Source organism: Actinoallomurus oryzae (assembly GCF_039541955.1).
Taxonomy (GTDB): Bacteria; Actinomycetota; Actinomycetes; order Streptosporangiales; family Streptosporangiaceae; genus Actinoallomurus; species Actinoallomurus oryzae.
Window position 1 is genome coordinate 40,641 of sequence record NZ_BAABHF010000065.1, and the last position, 16,525, is coordinate 57,165.

At 72.2% G+C, this 16,525-nt stretch carries 15 protein-coding genes; 5 read left to right on the forward strand and 10 right to left on the reverse strand.

What is annotated here, in order from left to right:
- Positions 1 to 3: 3 nt before the first annotated feature.
- The 3 genes from ABEA10_RS47820 to ABEA10_RS47830 all read right to left on the reverse strand — a co-directional run bounded on the left by ABEA10_RS47820 (position 4) and on the right by ABEA10_RS47830 (position 2,969).
- Positions 4 to 906 (reverse strand): glycosyltransferase family 2 protein, encoded by a 903-nt coding sequence (locus ABEA10_RS47820; protein WP_345475354.1) that lies wholly within the window; start codon positions 904 to 906, stop codon positions 4 to 6.
- Positions 903 to 1,796, reverse strand: a complete 894-nt coding sequence (locus ABEA10_RS47825; protein ID WP_345475355.1) for a glycosyltransferase family 2 protein — start codon at positions 1,794 to 1,796, stop codon at positions 903 to 905. Before ABEA10_RS47825 ends, ABEA10_RS47820 begins: the two co-directional genes overlap by 4 nt.
- A 324-nt stretch (positions 1,797 to 2,120) precedes the next feature.
- The gene (locus ABEA10_RS47830) at positions 2,121 to 2,969 is read right to left on the reverse strand and encodes an SDR family oxidoreductase (RefSeq protein WP_345475356.1); all 849 of its coding nucleotides are present in this window, start codon (positions 2,967 to 2,969) and stop codon (positions 2,121 to 2,123) included.
- A 116-nt stretch (positions 2,970 to 3,085) separates the two neighbouring features.
- Between ABEA10_RS47830 and ABEA10_RS47835 the strand changes: the two genes are divergently transcribed.
- A complete protein-coding gene (locus ABEA10_RS47835; protein WP_345475357.1) occupies positions 3,086 to 3,313 on the forward strand; it encodes a hypothetical protein in 228 nt (75 codons plus the stop codon).
- Between the two features lie 86 nt (positions 3,314 to 3,399).
- Entirely contained in the window at positions 3,400 to 3,939 is a 540-nt protein-coding gene (locus tag ABEA10_RS47840) for a cysteine hydrolase family protein (protein WP_345475358.1), read from the forward strand.
- 25 nt (positions 3,940 to 3,964) lie between these two features.
- On the opposite strand, the gene ABEA10_RS47845 is transcribed toward ABEA10_RS47840, so the two are convergent.
- The 6 genes from ABEA10_RS47845 to ABEA10_RS47870 form a co-directional block, all read right to left on the reverse strand.
- A complete protein-coding gene (locus ABEA10_RS47845; protein WP_345475359.1) occupies positions 3,965 to 4,789 on the reverse strand; it encodes an SDR family oxidoreductase in 825 nt (274 codons plus the stop codon).
- A gap of 81 nt (positions 4,790 to 4,870) precedes the next feature.
- Positions 4,871 to 5,224, reverse strand: a complete 354-nt coding sequence (locus ABEA10_RS47850) for an STAS domain-containing protein (protein ID WP_345475360.1) — start codon at positions 5,222 to 5,224, stop codon at positions 4,871 to 4,873.
- Between the two features lie 171 nt (positions 5,225 to 5,395).
- Positions 5,396 to 6,268 carry a 2-hydroxy-3-oxopropionate reductase gene (locus ABEA10_RS47855; protein ID WP_345475361.1) on the reverse strand — a complete coding sequence of 291 codons (873 nt, stop codon included), beginning with the start codon at positions 6,266 to 6,268 and terminating at the stop codon, positions 5,396 to 5,398.
- Positions 6,265 to 7,053 (reverse strand): hydroxypyruvate isomerase family protein, encoded by a 789-nt coding sequence (locus ABEA10_RS47860; RefSeq protein WP_345475444.1) that lies wholly within the window; start codon positions 7,051 to 7,053, stop codon positions 6,265 to 6,267. The genes ABEA10_RS47855 and ABEA10_RS47860 overlap by 4 nt, the downstream gene beginning before the upstream one ends.
- 117 nt (positions 7,054 to 7,170) lie before the next feature.
- Entirely contained in the window at positions 7,171 to 8,082 is a 912-nt protein-coding gene (locus tag ABEA10_RS47865) for an SAM-dependent methyltransferase (protein ID WP_345475445.1), read from the reverse strand.
- Positions 8,079 to 9,155, reverse strand: a complete 1,077-nt coding sequence (locus ABEA10_RS47870; protein WP_345475362.1) for a serine hydrolase domain-containing protein — start codon at positions 9,153 to 9,155, stop codon at positions 8,079 to 8,081. The genes ABEA10_RS47865 and ABEA10_RS47870 overlap by 4 nt, the downstream gene beginning before the upstream one ends.
- Positions 9,156 to 9,449: 294 nt before the next feature.
- Between ABEA10_RS47870 and ABEA10_RS47875 the strand changes: the two genes are divergently transcribed.
- The 3 genes from ABEA10_RS47875 (at position 9,450) to ABEA10_RS47885 (ending at position 13,801) form a co-directional block, all read left to right on the forward strand.
- Positions 9,450 to 10,994 (forward strand): DHA2 family efflux MFS transporter permease subunit, encoded by a 1,545-nt coding sequence (locus ABEA10_RS47875; protein WP_345475363.1) that lies wholly within the window; start codon positions 9,450 to 9,452, stop codon positions 10,992 to 10,994.
- Positions 10,995 to 11,237: 243 nt separating this feature from the next.
- Positions 11,238 to 12,455 (forward strand): FxsB family cyclophane-forming radical SAM/SPASM peptide maturase, encoded by a 1,218-nt coding sequence (locus ABEA10_RS47880; protein WP_345475364.1) that lies wholly within the window; start codon positions 11,238 to 11,240, stop codon positions 12,453 to 12,455.
- Complete coding sequence (locus tag ABEA10_RS47885; protein WP_345475365.1) at positions 12,452 to 13,801, forward strand: HEXXH motif domain-containing protein; 1,350 nt, start codon at positions 12,452 to 12,454, stop codon at positions 13,799 to 13,801. The genes ABEA10_RS47880 and ABEA10_RS47885 overlap by 4 nt, the downstream gene beginning before the upstream one ends.
- Before the next feature lie 4 nt (positions 13,802 to 13,805).
- Here the strand turns inward: ABEA10_RS47885 and fxsT are convergent, their stop codons facing one another.
- Positions 13,806 to 16,322: an FxSxx-COOH system tetratricopeptide repeat protein gene (gene fxsT, locus ABEA10_RS47890; RefSeq protein ID WP_345475366.1), complete on the reverse strand. Its 2,517-nt coding sequence runs from the start codon at positions 16,320 to 16,322 to the stop codon at positions 13,806 to 13,808.
- Positions 16,323 to 16,525: the final 203 nt, after the last annotated feature.

Here is a 16,525-nt window from a genome sequence, read left to right on the forward strand (position 1 = left end):
GCACTACCCGACATACCTTCGGGCGACGGACCGGCGCTGCGGCCCCTCCAGCAGACGCAGCCCCTCCTCGACGTCGCGCGGCACGACGCGCCGTTCGCGCACCACCCACGGCAGCCCCGCGACGGCGGCGGCCAGCGCGCGGGCGCTCGTGGTGTCGCGCGGCAGGGAACCGACGACCGCGCCGGTACGGCGCAGCGCGTCCCGGACCGGCCGCCGCAGCCAGGTCGTCCACAGCGTGTTCCGGATGCCCAGCCGGCGGCGCTCGGTGGCGTCGCGGGCGGACGAGGCGGCGTGGTGGACGACGACGTCGCCGCGGTAGCACATCCACCATCCGCGGGCGGCCAGATCGATCGCGAGCAGTTCCTCCTCACCGCCGAGCCACAGCCGCGGCGAGAACCCGCCGACCTCGCGGAACGCCGTCACGCGCAGCATGCTGGCGCCCGCGAGGATGCCGAGCAGCGCGGGCCCGGGCAGCCAGCCCGGCGCGGGCAGCGGCGACCCGTCGAGCTCGGCGACGATCGGGTCCTCCTCGCCCCCGGGCTCGACCACGATCCGGCCCGTCACCGACGCCAGCCCGTCGTGGGCGTCCAGCAGGTCGGCCGCCGTGCTCAGGGCGCCCGGCTCCCACCAGGTGTCGTCGTCGCAGAACGCGACGTACGGCGAGGTCACCTGGCGTACGGCCAGGTTGCGCGCGGTCGCGCCGAGGTTGCGGTCGCTCCGCAGCAGCCGGACCCGAGGGAAGCGGGCGGCGACCATGGCGGCGGTGCCGTCCCGCGAGCCGTTGTCGGCGACGATGATCTCCGGGCGTTCCGGCAGCGCGGCCATGTGGCCGAGGGTGCGGGCGAGCTCCGCGCACCGGTCACGAGTGATGATGACGACGGTCACCCGCTCGTCGCGGGCCCTCACACCGTCTCCAGCGACCGCGCGTGACGCTCGACGGACTCCAGCAGCCGCGCGTGGCGCTCGACGGGCTCCGGCAGCCGTCGCCGGTCGCGCAGCGCGGCCGGGAGGCGGACGAGCGCCGACGGCCAGGCCGACCGCGCGGCGGTCGAGGTCACCGACCGGCCCGCCAGGCGCAGGGACCGGGCCAGCGCCAGCGGCACCGGACGCCGCAGCCACGCCGTGAGCACCTCGTTGCGCATCTCCAGCCCGCGGCGGCGCTCGGGCGTGTCGCGGACCGGCGACGGCCGGTGGACCGCAACGACCGAGGAGACGTAGCTGAGCCCCCATCCGGCCGCGGCCAGGTCGTAGGCCAGCAGGCGTTCCTCCCCCACGAAGAACAAAACCTCGCTGTAACCGCCGACCTCCAGGTACGCCGCGCGGCGCACGATCGCGGCGCAGCCGAGGAAGCCGAGGACCGCGGGGCCGGGCAGGCGGTCGTCGGGCGGCAGCGGGCTGTCCGCCATCCGGCCGGCGATCGGGTCGGGCCGCCTCTCGTCCCCGACGAGCGGCCGTCCGGCGATCAGGCCCAGGCGCGGATGGGCGTCGAACAGCCCGGCGGCGGTGTCGAGCGCGCCCGGCTCCCACCACGAGTCGTCGTCGCTGAACGCGACGTACGGCGTGTGCGCCTCCTCGACCCCCAGGTTCCGTGCGACGGCCCCGAGGTTGCGCCGGAGCGCGAGCACGCGCACGCCGGGGAACTCACGGCGTACGGCCTCGGCGGTCCCGTCGGCGGAGGCGTTGTCGACGACGATGATCTCGGGACGGTCGGGCAGCGCCCGCAGCCGGCGCAGCGTGTGCGCCAGTTCGTCCCGCCGGTTCCGGGTCGCGATGACCACGGTCACACGTGACGCCATGGGTCTCCCCCTTCATCGGCCGCCGACCTGTCACCGGGTTCCCGCTCTACCCACCCGTCCCGAAGACATGCTGTTCTGTCCGCCGCCGTCCGGATCATTCCCCGTGATCCCCTTCCTCCATCGTGAACCGGGGGATCCGATGGGCGCTACGGCCCGCCGATGACAACCCGTGCCGCTTCCGGCCGTCGCGACCAAGCGGCCGACCGGTCGGTCACCGCGGCCGAACTCCTCCCGCGGCTCGGTGGCGATCAGGTCGATCGCGTGGTTCCCGGCGGACAGGAGGCCGCAGAAGTTCAAGAACGCGTGCATCGTCTCGCGTACTCGCTAGCCCGGATGGATCTCACCTCCGGCGGGCACGAGGTTCTGTCCGGTGTAGTAGGAGGAGAGCCGGTTGCTGGCGAAGAAGATGTACGACGGGGCGATCTCGTCGGGCTCGCCCGCCCGCCCCATGGGCGACTGCTCGCCGAAGCCCTCGACCCGCTCGGCGTCGAACGTGGCCGGGATCAGCGGTGTCCAGACCGGGCCGGGCGCGACGCAGTTGACCCGGATGCCGCGGTCGGCCAGCGACTGCGCCATCGACTGGGCGAAGGTCATCGCGGCCGCCTTGCTCGCCGCGTAGTCGATGAGCGTCTTGTTGCCGCGCAGCCCGTTGATCGAGCCGGTGAACACGATCGACCCGTCGTCCGGCATGTGGTCCAGGGCCTCCTGCACGGTCCAGAACAGGCTGTACACGTTGACGTGGAACGTGCGTTCGAGCTGGTCGGTGGTGATCTCGCGGACGTCCTGGACCGGCTTCTGCGTACCGTGGTGAAGCACCAGCACGTCGATGCCGCCGAACTCCCGGGCGACGCGGCGGACCACCTCGCGAGCGTGTTCCTCGCCGGCCATGTCGCCGCCCAGAGTCACGCAGCGCCGGCCCTCCTGCTCGACCAGGTTCTTGGTGTGCCGCGCGTCGGCGTCCTCTCGCAGGTAGGTGATGGCCACGTCCGCGCCCTCCTTGGCGAACCCCACCGCCACCGCCCGGCCGATCCCGGAGTCTCCTCCGGTCACCAGCGCCCGGCGGCCCTCCAGCAGCCCGCTTCCGGCGTAGTCGCGCATCTCGTCGCGCGGCCTCGGTGTCATCTCACCGGTCTCGCCCGGGTACGGCTGACTCTGTGCCGGTTTTTCCGTCATGACCTTCCCTCCGATCCCCGCTGGGTACGGTCGGCGCGCTACCCGCGCGGACCGGGCCGAAACGGCGCGGCAGGGACGCCCGAATGGTCCCTGACCTGGTGGGTAGGGCCGGGACCATGAAGCGGAACAAGCACACCGAGCGCGACGTGGAGCCGGACGAGGCCGTGGCCGCCAGCCGGGACACGGGTGGCGTGCCCGATCCCGACCAGCCCGACCAGGCGACGACGACGGGCACCACGCCGAACGAGAAGTTCGTGGGCCGGGTCGCGGGCCAGGACGTGGGCTACGCGGAGGAGACCGGCGCCGAGGCCCGCGCCGACCGCGCCCGCGACAGCGACGCGTAGGCGCCGCCGACCGGCCGGGGAACGGGGACGCCGCGGTTCTGGGCATCCGGTGAATGAGGCCGTGACCATGGGGGCAGGTGAGCGCCGTGAGTGTCACGGCTTTGATCGTCATCGACATGCTCAACTCGTACGACCACGAGGACGGTGACCTGCTGGCGGCCGAGGCGGAGCGGATCGCCGAACCGCTGCACGGGCTGATCGGACGCGCCCGCGACCGTGACGACGTCCGCGTCCTTTACGTCAACGACAACTTCGGCGACTTCTCCGCGAGCCGGCAGGACCTCATCGACCAGGCCCTCGACGGCCGGCGGCCGGACATCGTGGAGCCGATCCTGCCTCCGCCGGACGCGACGTTCCTGACCAAGGTGCGGCACAGCGTGTTCTATGGCACGCCGCTGGAGTACGTGCTGCAGCGCATCGGCGCCGAGCAGCTCATCCTCACCGGGCAGGTGACCGAGCAGTGCGTGCTCTACAGCGCCCTGGACGCGTACGTGCGCCACTTCCGGATCATGATCCCGCGCGACGCCGTGGCCTGCATCGACCCGGAGCTGGGCGAGGCCGCGCTGCGCATGATGGAACGCAACATGCGCGCGGAGATCGTCACGGCCGCCGAGTGCCTCTGCTGACCCGCTCGCACCGGGAGGACCGAGCTCAGCCGCGGCGCCAACCGGCGGAGTCGAGGGCGCCCGATGCCTGGGGACCCATCAGGACCATCCCGCCGTCGACGAACAGCGAGGCGCCCGTGACGTACGAAGCGGCCGGGTCGGCGAGGAACGCGATGGCCGCCGCCACCTCGCGCGCGTCGCCCGGCCGGGCCAGCGGGTAGCCGGGCCGGGTGTCCGGCCGGGGCGGCTGGTCCTCCTGGCCCGTCATCGGCGTGGCGATCTCCCCCGGCGCGATGGTGTTCACGGTGATCCCGTACGGCGACAGCTCCAGCGCGAGCACGCGTGCCAGCATCTTCAGCCCGCCCTTGGCCGCGCAGTACGGCCCGGCGCCGACCCGCGGGTACTCCTCGTGCACGCTCGTCACGTTGACGATGCGGCCGCCTCCGCCCTGCTCGGTCATCCGGCGCGCCGCCCGCTGGGCGCACAGGAACGCGCCGTCGAGGTCGACCGACAGTACGGACCGCCACTCGTCGTAGTCCATCTCCAGGAGCGAACGGCCGCTGCCGGTGCCGGCGTTGTTGACCAGCACACCGATCCCGCCCAGTTCGTCGGCGAGTTCGTCCACGGCGCCCGCCGCGGTGACCGGGTCGGTCAGGTCGTGGCGGCGCACCGCGCACGACCGGCCGAGTGAGCGGACCTCCTCGGCGGTACGCCGTGCGCCGTCCTCGTCCTGGTGGAACGTGATCCCCACGTCGAGGCCGCGCCCGGCCAGTGTGACCGCGGTGGCCTTGCCGATGCCGGAGTCGGCACCGGTGATGACCGCGATGCTCGGGTAGCCGGTGCCGTGGACCGGCGCGTTCGCTGAAGTCATGCCCGCGCCCTACCCGTACGAGGTCGGAGGAACCCGCGCGCCGACGCCGGACCCGGCGCGGCGTCGGTGCCGGGCGGTCGCTCAGACCGGGTGCAGGCGGCGGTGGGCCGCCGCGAGGCCGGTCGCGACCTGGTCGTCGCACATGAAGCCCGACAACTCCGCGACCCGGCGGACGGAACCGGTGTCCGGCAGCGCCACGCACGCCGGAGTGTGCAGGACGTCGGCCCGCCGCCGCACGCGCGTGAGCGCGCGCAGGCCCGCGCAGTCGCAGAAGTTCGTGCTCGTCAGATCGATGATCAGCGAGGGCACGCCCTGATCGAGCAGGCTGAACAGCGCATCGCGGATCATCGGCGCGTTGTGGGCGTCGACCTCGGACGGCAGTACGGCGACCGTGTCTCCACGCACCGTCGTCACGGGGAGTTGCAATGGCGTCATGGCATACATGTCGGCTCCTCACATCGCTCCATGGTGAGGGCCGCCTGTTTGGACCCCTACGCCCGCCGTCGACCGGTGGGCGGCTCTCTCCACCATCCACCCGGCGACCGTCCGCAGTCAACCGCACTCAGCCGTCCTTGCCGGACGACCGCGCCCGGGCGACGGCCGCGCTCAGGAGTCGCGGCCGGACAACCGGCTGACCAGCGTGTACAGCGCGGAGTGGTCGAGGCCGCCGTCGCCCTGGGCACGCAGCGCGGCGAGGAGCTGGGCGACGGCCGCGCCCAGCGGGATGACGACTCCCGCCTCCCGCGCGGCGCTGGTGACGATGCCCATGTCCTTGTCGTGCAACTCGACGCGGAAGCCCGGTTTGAAGTCGCGGGCGACCATCGTCTCGCCCTTGCGTTCGAGCACGACGCTGCCCGCCATGCCGCCGCGGAGCACCTGGAGGGCGGCGTTCGTGTCGACGCCGTGGGCCTCGAGGAAGACGATCGCCTCGGCGAGCAGCTGGAGGTTGCCGGCCACGATGAGCTGGTTGGCCGCCTTGACGGTCTGGCCGGCGCCGGACGGGCCGACGTGGACCATGGTGGCGCCGACCACCTCGAAGACCGGGACGGCGTCCGCGAAGTCGCGGTCGGCCCCGCCGACCGCGATCGACAGCTTGCCGTCGATCGCGCCCTGCTCGCCGCCGGACACGGGGGCGTCCAGCACGCGGAACCCCCGCTCGCCGCCCTCGGCCGCCAGCTCGGCCGCGACGTCGGGCCGGATCGTGGAGAAGTCGATGATGAGCGTGCCGGGCCGCGCGTGCTCGAAGACCTCGGTCAGCACCGCGCGTACGTCCGGTGAGTCGGGCAGCATCGTGGCGACGATGTCGGCGTCGCGCACCGCCTCGGCGACGCTGCCCGCGGCGCGCCCGCCGCGCTCGACGAGGCGCTCGGTCTTGGCCGGGGTGCGGTTGTACCCGATGACGTCGAAACCTGCCGCCACCAGGTTGGCCGCCATCGGGCCGCCCATGATGCCCAGGCCGATGAAGCCGACGGTCGTCATCGTGTCTCCTCCAGATCACCCCGGCGCAGCCAGGCCAGGCTCTCCTCGGTCGTGGTCGACGGCCGGTACTCCAGCGAGACCCAGCCGTCATAGCCATGATGCCGCAGCGAGGCAAGATGACCGGCGAGGTGGAGATCGCCGGTGCCGGGCTCGCCCCGGCCGGGCGCGTCCGCGATCTGTACGTGCCGGATCACGTCGGCGTGCCGGGCGATGGCGGCGCCGACGTCGTCGCCGTTGGTCGCCAGGTGGTACAGGTCGCACAGGAACCCGACGCCGGCCGCTCCGGTCGCGGCGTTCACCGCGTCGACGACCGCGACGGCCTGGTCGGCGGTGCGCAGAGGGTACGGCTTGGGCCCGCTCACCGCCTCGATCAGCACGGTGGCGCCGATCCGGCCGGCCGCCTCGGCGGCCAGGGCGAGGCTCGCCAGGGCCGTCTCGCGCTGGAGCCCGGCCTCCGTGCCTTCGACCCGGTTGCCGTACAGGGCGTTGAACACCCGGACGCCGAGGCGTTCGCCGATGCCGACGGCGACCTCCACGTTGTCGCGGAACTCCCCGGCCCGCTCCGGGATGGACAGCACGCCGCAGTCGGGCCCGGCCAGGTCGCCGCCGAAGAAGTTCAGCCCGACGAGCCGTACGCCCGCGTCCTCGATCGCGGACACGAACGCCTCGACCTCGGCGTCGCCGGGCACCGGCGAGGCGAACGGCCACCAGAACTCGATCGCCTCGAACCCGGCCTTCCGCGCCGCGTCGGGCCGGCGGAGCAGCGGGAGTTCGGTGAACAGCATCGAGCAGTTGGCGAGGTAACGCGTCAAGATTGCCTCCGTTGCGTGCGCGGCCAGGTTCCAGGCCTCCGCGCCGGCGCGTCGCACGGCCCGATCCTCAGGCCTCCGCGCCGGCTTCGGTCACGGTTTGCGGGCGACGCCGGCGAGAAGCCATCCGGTCGGGTCGCGCAGCGGGCGGTCGGGGTGCCATCGGGGCGGCGGGACCAGGCCCGGCTCCACCAGGACGAGCTCGCCGAACAGCGCCTCGATCTGCGCGCGGTCGCGTTCGGCCATCGTCATGTCCAGGGACTCGGCGAACTCGGCCGTCACCGCCCGGTCCTCGGCGGGGATGCCCTCGGGGTGGTAGTGGGTGAGAACGACGTGGCTGCCCGGGGGAACGGCGGAGACGAACTCCTTCACCACGCCCGCGGGGTCGTCCTCGTCCTCGAAGTAGTGCAGTACGGCGGTCAGGACGATCCCCACCGGCCGGCGGAGGTCGATCAGCCTGCGCACCTCGGGGCTGGAGAGGACGTCGCCCGGCCGGCGGATGTCGGCGAGCAGCGCGGTCGCCACGCTCGAACTGGACAGCAGCGCCTGGAAGTGGTTGACGACCATCGGCTCGTTGTCGACGTAGACGACCGTGGCGGACGGGTCGGCGGCGGCCACGAGCTCGTGGACGTTGCCGCGTCCGGGCATGCCGCAGCCGAGGTCGAGGAACTGCCGGATGCCCGCGGACAGCAGGTGGCGCACGGCCCGCCGCATGAACTGGCGGTTCTCCCGCACCGCGGCCAGCGCCGTGGGAAGGGCGGCCCCGATCAGCTCCGCCGCGTCCCGATCCGCCCGGTAGTTGTCCTTGCCGCCCATCGCATAGTCGAACATCCGCGCTTCGTTGGGCACCGCGGGGTTGAAGCGCTTCGGCGGGCGGTTGTGGGAAATGCCGATACCTCCACCTTTCGGATATACACCGAAGGTTAGCGAAAAATTAAAAAAGCCTGGCGGGCGTCCACTGGATCTCCCGGGCCCGGCCCGCGCCGGACGGCGCCGTACGGTCAGCTCTCGGCGAGTCCCGTGTAGGCGGCGAGGACGATGCCGACCCCCCGGGCGTCGCCGGTGAACCCGCCGACCATGCGGTTCATGACGTACGACACGGTCATCCCGGCGTCCAGGTCCGCGACGACGACCGAGCCGCCCCAGCCGCCCCACGCCACGCTGCGGGGACTCGGCAGGGGCAGGCCGCGGGAGGGCAGGCCGTACCCGAGGCCGAACCGCACCCAGGTGCCGAGGACGCGGTCGACGCCGTCGGACTGCTGCTCGAAGACGCGTTCGCAGCCGGCGGCGGACAGCAGCGAGCCGCCTCCCGTGGCCAGGACCGACTGGATCCGCGCCACCGACCGGGCGTTACCGTGGCCCCCGGCGGCGGGGATCTCGGCGCGGCGCCACTCGGTGGTCCAGCTCGCCTCGGCCGCCTGCCGCGGCGGGGCGGGCGGAGGGGCGTCGTCGGGCGGAATGACCCGGGCCACCCGGTGGTCGTGTTCGGCGGGCAGGCCGATGTGGAAGTCGGCGTCGAGCGGACCGGCGACCTCCTCGCGGAAGAACGTGCCGACCGTACGGCCGGTGATCCGGCGTATCACCTCGCCGACGAGGTAGCCCTGCGTCACGGCGTGGTAGCCGGACTCGGTGCCCGGCTCCCACTCCGGCTCCTGGGCGGCCAGCAGTGACGTCGCCTTCTCCCAGTCGTACAGAACGGAGCCGTCGATCCGTTCGCCCCACGTCGGCAGGCCGGCGGTGTGGCCCATGAGGTGCCGGACCTCCACGCGTTCCTTGCCCGCCGCGGCGAACTCGGGCCAGTAGCGCGCGACCGGCGCGTGGAAGTCCAGCTCGCCGCGGTCGGCCAGGATCAGGGCGCACAGCGCGGTCATCGTCTTGGTGATGGACCAGACGTTGGTGATGGTGTCGCGCCGCCACGGGCCGTCGTGGGTCTGCCCGCCCCACAGGTCGACGACGGGTTCGTCGCCGAGGTACACGGCGACCGACGCGCCCACGTCGGCCCCGCCGGCCAGGTTCGCGGTCAGCGCCTCGCGTACGGCGGTGAAACGTTCGTCACAGAAACCCTCGACATCTGCCACATCCAGGACTCTAGAACGACGGGTCCGGCGGCGCGAAGGGCCTCATCGCCGGCGTACGCGCGTATCCGCGGGCCGGTAATCCGCCGGCGCCACCGCGCCGCGCGGTCGCGAATTTCGCCCTTCTCACGGTCGGCGAGCGAGGGTGCGCTCAGCGTCGCGAAGAGCGTTCCCGGGCACAGGGGTGCTGATCAAGGCGGCTAATTCGTTTGCCAAAATGTCAGTGCGCCCCGCCATCATGTTGCCGCACTATCCCAAGACAACGGCCCCCCGCGCATTGACGATTGGAACCCTTCATTGAGCACCCTTTCCTCACCCGAGGTCGCCAACGACCCACCCGAGGCGTCCGGCTCGTCGGGGAAGCTCGACCGGGGCGTGCTCGCCGTCGCCATGGTCGTCGTACTCGGCGCGGTCATGTCGATCCTCGACGTCACCGTCGTCAACGTCGCAATCAGCCACCTGACCAGCGAGTTCAAGTCTCCGCTGTCCACGATCCAGTGGGTGGCCACCGGCTACACGCTGGCGCTGGCCACGGTGATCCCGCTCACCGGCTGGGCGTCCGCCCGGTTCGGCACGAAACGGCTCTACATGATCTCGATCGCGCTCTTCGTGATCGGGTCGGCGCTGGCCGGCATGGCCTGGTCGGCCGAGTCGCTGATCGCCTTCCGGGTGCTGCAGGGCCTGGGCGGCGGCATGATCATGCCGGCGGGTATGACGATTCTCACTCAGGCCGCGGGCCCCAAGCGGGTCGGCCAGGTGATGAGCATCGTCGGCGTCCCGATGCTGCTCGGCCCGATCTGCGGCCCCATCCTGGGCGGCTACCTGGTCGACGACGTGTCCTGGCGCTGGATCTTCTTCATCAACCTGCCGATCGGCCTCGTGGCGCTGTTCCTGGCCGCCCGCATTCTCAAGCGCGACACCCCGCGTCCGGGTGAGCGCCTCGACGTGCTCGGCGTCCTCCTGCTGTCCCCGGGCCTGGCCGCGCTCATCTACGGCCTGGCCAAGGGCGCGCAGAACAGCGACTTCGGTGCGACCGACGTCCTCATCACCACGATCGCCGGTGCGGTGCTGGTGGTCCTGTTCGCGGTCCGCGCGCTGACGGCGGCCAACCCGCTGATCGACCTGCGCCTGCTCAAGCGGCGTTCGGTCGCCGCGGCGGCGGGCACGATGGTGCTGTTCATGTGCGCGTTCATGGGCGCCATGTTGCTGCTGCCGCTCTACTACCAGGTCGTGCGGCAGGAGAGCGCCCTGGCGGCGGGCCTGCTGCTCGCCCCGCAGGGCATCGGCGCGATGGTGACGATGCCGGTCGGCGGCAAGCTCACCGACCGCATCGGCCCCGGCCGCGTCGTGCTGATCGGCCTGGTCGTGGTGGTGGCGTCGGTCGCGGGCTTCACGAGCCTGCTGCACGCCGACACCTCGTACTGGTCGCTGGGCGCGGTGCTGTTCGTGATGGGCCTGGGCATGGGCCTGACGATGATGCCCACCATGGCCGCCGCGATCCAGACCCTCGTTCACGACGAGGTGCCGCGCGCCAGCACGATGCTGAACATCATCCAGCAGGTGTCGGCCTCCATCGGCACGGCCCTGATGTCGGTGCTGCTGGCCAACAACCTGACCGACAAGCTCGGCGGCGGTTCGGGCGGCGGCCTGTCCTCCGCCCAGAAGATCCCTCCGGCGCTCATGCACAAGATCGCCGGCCCGATGGCGGACGCGTTCCAGAGCACCTACTGGTGGGCGGTCGGCCTGCTGGCCCTGGCCTTCCTGCCGGCCCTGCTCATGCCCCGCCACCGCCCGGACTCGACGAGCTCCGCCGACAGCCCGGCCGCGATGACGATGCACTGACGCCTTTCGATCGGTCCTCTTCGGCCTCGCGACCTCACCGTCGCGAGGCCGAAGCCGCGTCGGAGCCGCCTCCGGGCGCACCGGGGGACGCCCGTCGGGCCGCCGCCCAACACGCTTGGTCGCCTCCCCCCACCGGTGTACGTGAACCAGTAGCTTGATGCCCGCACGACGCGCCGGCCTGACCGAGCGGCGTCGCGCGTTGGACGACGCGACTACGCGATCCCTGCAAGGGGTTGATGAGACTTGCCAGCCGAGGCCGTCCCTGAGTGGCCCGCGTCGCTGGACGTGGGGCGGTTGGTACGGACCGGCTGGCGGCCTCGCCCCTTCCGGGAATTCGTCCTGAAGATCCACAGCCGCTGCGACCTGGCGTGTGACTACTGCTACGTCTACGCGATGGCCGACCAGAGCTGGCGAGACCGGCCGCTCCGGATGTCCTCGGAGGTCGTCGCCGCGACCGCTTCCCGGATCGGGGAGCACGTCAGGTCCCATGGGCTCACCTCGATCGACGTGGTCCTGCACGGCGGCGAGCCCCTGCTGGCCGGCCCGGAGGCCATCACCGAGACCGTGACCACGATTCGCGAGGCGGTCGGGCCGGGGGTGGAGGTCCGGATGGCGCTCCAGACCAACGGCGTACGGCTCGCCCCCCACCTCGAACTGCTGGACCGGCTCGGCGTCCACGTCGGAGTCAGCCTCGACGGGGACTCCGTGGCCAACGACCGGCACCGGCGCTACGCGCACGGCGCGGGCAGCTACGACACGGTCGCGGCCAACGTGCGTCTTCTGTCCGAACGCCACCGGCATCTGTTCAGCGGCCTGCTGTGCACGGTCGACCTGCGCAACCCACCGCTCGACACGTACGCGGCCCTGCTCGAGTTCGACCCGCCGGCGATCGACTTCCTTCTCCCGCACGGCAACTGGACGGCGCCGCCACCCGGCCGGCACCCCGGTTCGGCGGCGACGCCGTACGCCGACTGGTTGATCGAGGTGTTCGATCACTGGTACGCCGCCCCCCGGCAGGAGACGCGGGTCCGGCTGTTCGGCGAGTTGATGCACCTGCTGCTCGGCGGCGCGTCGGCCAGCGAGAGCGTCGGGCTCTCGCCGGTCACGGTGGTGGTCGTCGAGACCGATGGCGGCATCGAGCAGTCCGACATCTTGAAGTCCGCCTACTCCGGCGCGCCGGTCACCGGCCTTCACGTCACACGTGATCCGTTCGACGCGGCACTCGCCCTGCCCTCGGTCGCCGCACGTCAGCTCGGAGAGCTCGCCCTCGCGGACGACTGCCGCCGCTGCGCCGTCCACCGTGTCTGTGGAGCGGGCCTGTACGCCCACCGCTACCGGCCGGGATCGGGGTTCGCGAATCCCTCCGTCTACTGCCCTGATCTGCTCCGCCTGATCTCCCACATGGCGCGCGTGATGGAGACCGACCTGATCGCCCGGGCGAACGGAAACAGAGAAGCATGAGATCTCATCAGCTCTCCCGTGAGACGTTCTCGGCCATCGCCGCGGGAGGAGGTGGGCCGACGGCGATCAGCCTGCTCTCGGACATCTCCTACAGCAAGCTCCTGCTGCTCGTCACCGGCGTGCTCCGCCGCGCCACGGGCCGACCCGGCGCGCTCGACGCCGAGCGCGCGTTCGAGCAGCTCGCCTCGCTGCACGACAAGGCGCCGGACGAGGTGGAGGCCACGCTCCGCCATCCGTCGGTCCGCGCCTGGGCGCGGCATGCCGCGCGTACGCTGACCCGCCCCTCCTCCGCCCGCGACGCCGACGCCGACCTCGGCCGTCTCGGCGCCCTCGCCGCCGCCGCCGCGATCCGCGCCGGCGTCCCGGCCACCGTCGAGGTGGCCGCGCCCGCGGGCGTGCTCGTACTCCCGTCGCTGGGCCGGGCGCTCCTGCGGCGCGACCGGGCCGTCATCGACGTGAGCGGTGACGGCGCCGAGATCCGCTGTCTTCCCGGCGGCGCCCCGGCTCGCGTCGCCGACGACGCCGCGGTCGACCGGCTGACGCTGCCGGCCGATCCGCGCCACGACGTCCCCGGCTGGCGCGCCCTGCCCAGGTTGTCCGCCGGCGGCGCGAGCCGCCGTATCGAGTTGATCATCGATGACACGGACCCCTACCGCATGCCCGCGATGCCCGATCTCGCCGGCCCGCTCACCGACCGGCAGGTCCGCGAGTGGCAGGAGGTCTTCCCGGCGGGCTGGGAACACCTCGCGCGTCACCACCCGGACACCGCCGACGAGGTCCGGGCCGCGCTGCTGGTGCTCACTCCGCTGCGGTCACCCGAGCACGGCCAGGTCAGCGCGACCGGGCGGGACACCTTCGGTTCCGTCGCGATGTCCGTGCCCACCGACCCGCGATCCTGCGCCGAGACCCTGGCGCACGAGGTCGGGCACGCGAAGCTCACCGGCCTGCTCGACATCGTGCGCCTCGTGCTCCCCGACGACGGCACGCGCTACTACGCGCCGTGGCGCGACGACCCCCGCCCGGCCGGCGGCCTCCTCCAGGGGGTGTACGCGTACCTCGGAGTCACCGGCTTCTGGCGCCGCGAACGCGCCCTCGACACCACCGGGACCGCCGACCGCGAGTTCGCCCGCTGGCGCGCCGCCGCCCGCGCCGGCGCCGAGACCTTGCTGAACAGCGGCCGGTTGACCGCCGCGGGAGAGGAGTTCGTCTCCGGCGTACGCGCCACGCTGCTCGGCTGGGAGCGAGACGAGGTCCCGGCACGCGCGATGGCCCGCGCCGCCGACGAGAACCAGCGGCACCACGACGCCTGGAAGCGGCGGAACACCACCACTGCGGCGTCCGGCTGATCGCTCAGATCAGCGGTGGGTCGAAGTCGAAGTCGAGGTGCCGGCCCTCCCGGGCGGTTCTGACATCCGGGTGGTTGGGGAACAAGAGCCGCTCGTACAGGGGGAACGTCTCCGCTGAGAGCACGGCCGCCGCCTCTCGGTCGCCCGCCGCGGTCAGGTCGTTGATCAGATTGGCCGCGCAGCCCATCGCCACGGGGTGCCCCTCGCCGAGCACCGCGCGCACGCGTTCCAGCGTCTCGGTGCCCAAGGACACGGCGCCGGCGACGTCGCCCAGCGCCGCCAGGTCGCTGGCCAGGTTGATCGCGACGTTGAGCGAGTAGTGATGGTCGGGACCGACCGTGTCCCGCAGGCCCCCGAGACACTCCTGGTCCAGCTCTCGTGCCGTCCGTACGGCGCCCTTCACCCGGTGGAGGAGCGCGACGTTGCCGAGGCAGGCGATGGTGAAGGGGTGTTCCTGTCCGTAGACGGGGGCATAGCGGCGCAGCGCGTCCTCGGCCAGCTCGAAGGCCTTGTCGAGGTTTCCGACGCTCCGTTCGGCGTTGGCCAGGCAGGTCGCGGCGGCGAGGGTGTCGGGGTTGTCCGGCCCGAAGAGCCGGCGGCACGCGGCGTACACCCTCTCCGCGAGTTCGTGCGCCTCCTCGAACTCACCGGCCCGGCGCAGCGCGATGGACAGGTCCCGGCCGGTCCGCAACGTCCAGGGGTGTTCGGCGCCCAGTTCCTTGTGTCCGTACCCCAGCGCGTCCCGGCCGAGGTCACGCGCGATCGCGTAGTCACCGTTCTGCCGGATCACCCGGGCGAGGCCGTTCCAGGAGCTGAGGATCTCGACCTCGCTGGCTCCGCTCTCCGGGTCGCGCTGGCTGGTGTAGGCGAGCAGGTGCAGCTCCCGCGCCTCCTTGTAGCGGCCCACGAGGCCGTAGTCCAGGGCGAGGTTGTTGACGCTGCGCAGCGTCCTGCGGTCGTCGGCGCCGAACGCCTGCACATGGCGTTCGCGCGCGGAGTCGTCCTGGGCCGCCGCCTCCGCGAACCTCCCGGTGCCGCGCAGGTCGCCGCCCATGCCCCGGGCGAGGCGCAGGGTGATCTCGTGGTACTGCCCGAAGACCCGCTGGGCGTTGTGGAACGCCTCCTGGTCGGTCTCCAGCGCCGCGGCGTAGTCCCCGAGATCGCGGAGGATGTCACCGCGGTGAGCGGCGGCGGTCAGGAGCAGGCGGTCGTTGTCCTCGCCCGGGGTGTCATCCCAGCGGCGCAGGACGTCCTCCACCATCGACCGTGCCGCCTGGCGGTCGCCCGACTGGTACAGGTAGCGCACGACGTTCAGCACGAAGTCCCGCACCCGCATGTCGACGCTCCGGACGATCCCGACCGGCCCGAGGTGAGGCACGAGTTCGGCGTAGCGCGGCCACTGAGAGCCGTCGTCGGGGTTCGCCGGCGCCCCGTGCGCCAGCAGGACGTGCACGTCGTCACGCAGCGACTCCCGGTCCTTCGCGGGGAGCTGATCGCGGAGCAGCGCCTGAATCAACCGGTGCACCTCGATGGACCGGTCGCCGGTGCTGACCTTGGCGAGCGCGAAACGTCCCAGCTCACCGACTGCCCGGGTCAACATGATGGGATCCGCGAGCGTCGCCTTGAGCAGGGGCCGGCGCAGCTCGCCGGAGGCGCGCAGGATCTCGCGCGGCACCGGGTCGGGGCCGAAGAACGCGAGACATCGCAACAGCTCGATGGCCTCGGGCAGCTTCGCCTCCACCGTTTCGGCGGACACCGTCCACGCCGCGGACACGAACGTCGGATAGTCCGCCGGCCGGCTCTGTTCGAGGAGCTCCCGGGTCCGTTCGTGGAGCAGTCCCAGGTACTCGTCGACGGACATGCCCGTCTCCGCCTTCAGCGCGGCGGCCTGCTCAAGCGCGAGGGGCAGGTCGCCCAGGGCCTCCGCGAGCCGATCGGCCTCCGACTCGGCGACCGCGCTCCGCCGCCGGAGGAACTCCACGCTCTCCTCGCGCCGGAAGACGTCGACCTCGAGCGTCTCGACGAGTCCGTTCCAGTTGTAGTTGCGCGTGGTCACCAGGACGTGTCCCGGGCCCGTGGGGATCAGGTCCTTCAGGTCGGCCGGTTCGACCGCGTTGTCGAAGACGAGGAGCCAGCGATCGTAGGGTTCGCCTCGGGCCAGGGCCCGCAGGACGGCCTGCGCCGCCCCATCGGTGCCACTGCGCTCGGAGGACGGCAGCCCGAGGCGAGGGGCGAGCTTGGCCAGTGAAGACCGTACGAGCGCCGGTTGATCCGCCTGAATCCACCAGATCAGCTGGTACGTGGCGCGGTACCGGTAGACGTACTCCACGGCGAGTTGGGTCTTGCCGACACCGCCCATGCCCTGAAGCGCATGGGAGGGACCGGCGGCACGCCCCGGCCCGACGCTCGGCAGCACCGCGGTGGCCGAGTCACCGATCCGTGCCCGCAGGAGTTGGAGCAGCTCGGAACGTCCGGTGAAGTTCTTGTTCCGGGTCGGTACTCCGCCCCAGACCTCCGGCATTCGCCCTGACTCCCCGGAAATGGCCATGCTCCTACCTCCGGATACAGGTCGGCGGATCGGATGCGTCCACATCATAAGACTCCGCCGACCGAGGACCACGGCCCTGATGTCGCCACTTCCGCCGACTATTCGCCCCGAACGGCGTTTTCATCCGTTCCCGGAAGGGCATTTCCGCCGCCGACGACCGTCTCGGGAGGCCGTCC

What these genes read in the sequence shown, in the direction of transcription:
- ABEA10_RS47860 (WP_345475444.1), bottom strand. Translation starts at nt 7,053, where the DNA reads ATGCTGTTCACCGAACTCCCGCTGCTCCGCCGGCCCGACGCGGCGCGG.
- ABEA10_RS47835 (WP_345475357.1), top strand. Translation starts at nt 3,086, where the DNA reads ATGAAGCGGAACAAGCACACCGAGCGCGACGTGGAGCCGGACGAGGCC.
- ABEA10_RS47850 (WP_345475360.1), bottom strand. Translation starts at nt 5,224, where the DNA reads ATGACGCCATTGCAACTCCCCGTGACGACGGTGCGTGGAGACACGGTC.
- ABEA10_RS47855 (WP_345475361.1), bottom strand. Translation starts at nt 6,268, where the DNA reads ATGACGACCGTCGGCTTCATCGGCCTGGGCATCATGGGCGGCCCGATG.
- ABEA10_RS47845 (WP_345475359.1), bottom strand. Translation starts at nt 4,789, where the DNA reads ATGACTTCAGCGAACGCGCCGGTCCACGGCACCGGCTACCCGAGCATC.
- ABEA10_RS47885 (WP_345475365.1), top strand. Translation starts at nt 12,452, where the DNA reads ATGAGATCTCATCAGCTCTCCCGTGAGACGTTCTCGGCCATCGCCGCG.
- ABEA10_RS47830 (WP_345475356.1), bottom strand. Translation starts at nt 2,969, where the DNA reads ATGACGGAAAAACCGGCACAGAGTCAGCCGTACCCGGGCGAGACCGGT.
- fxsT (WP_345475366.1), bottom strand. Translation starts at nt 16,322, where the DNA reads ATGCCGGAGGTCTGGGGCGGAGTACCGACCCGGAACAAGAACTTCACC.
- ABEA10_RS47825 (WP_345475355.1), bottom strand. Translation starts at nt 1,796, where the DNA reads ATGGCGTCACGTGTGACCGTGGTCATCGCGACCCGGAACCGGCGGGAC.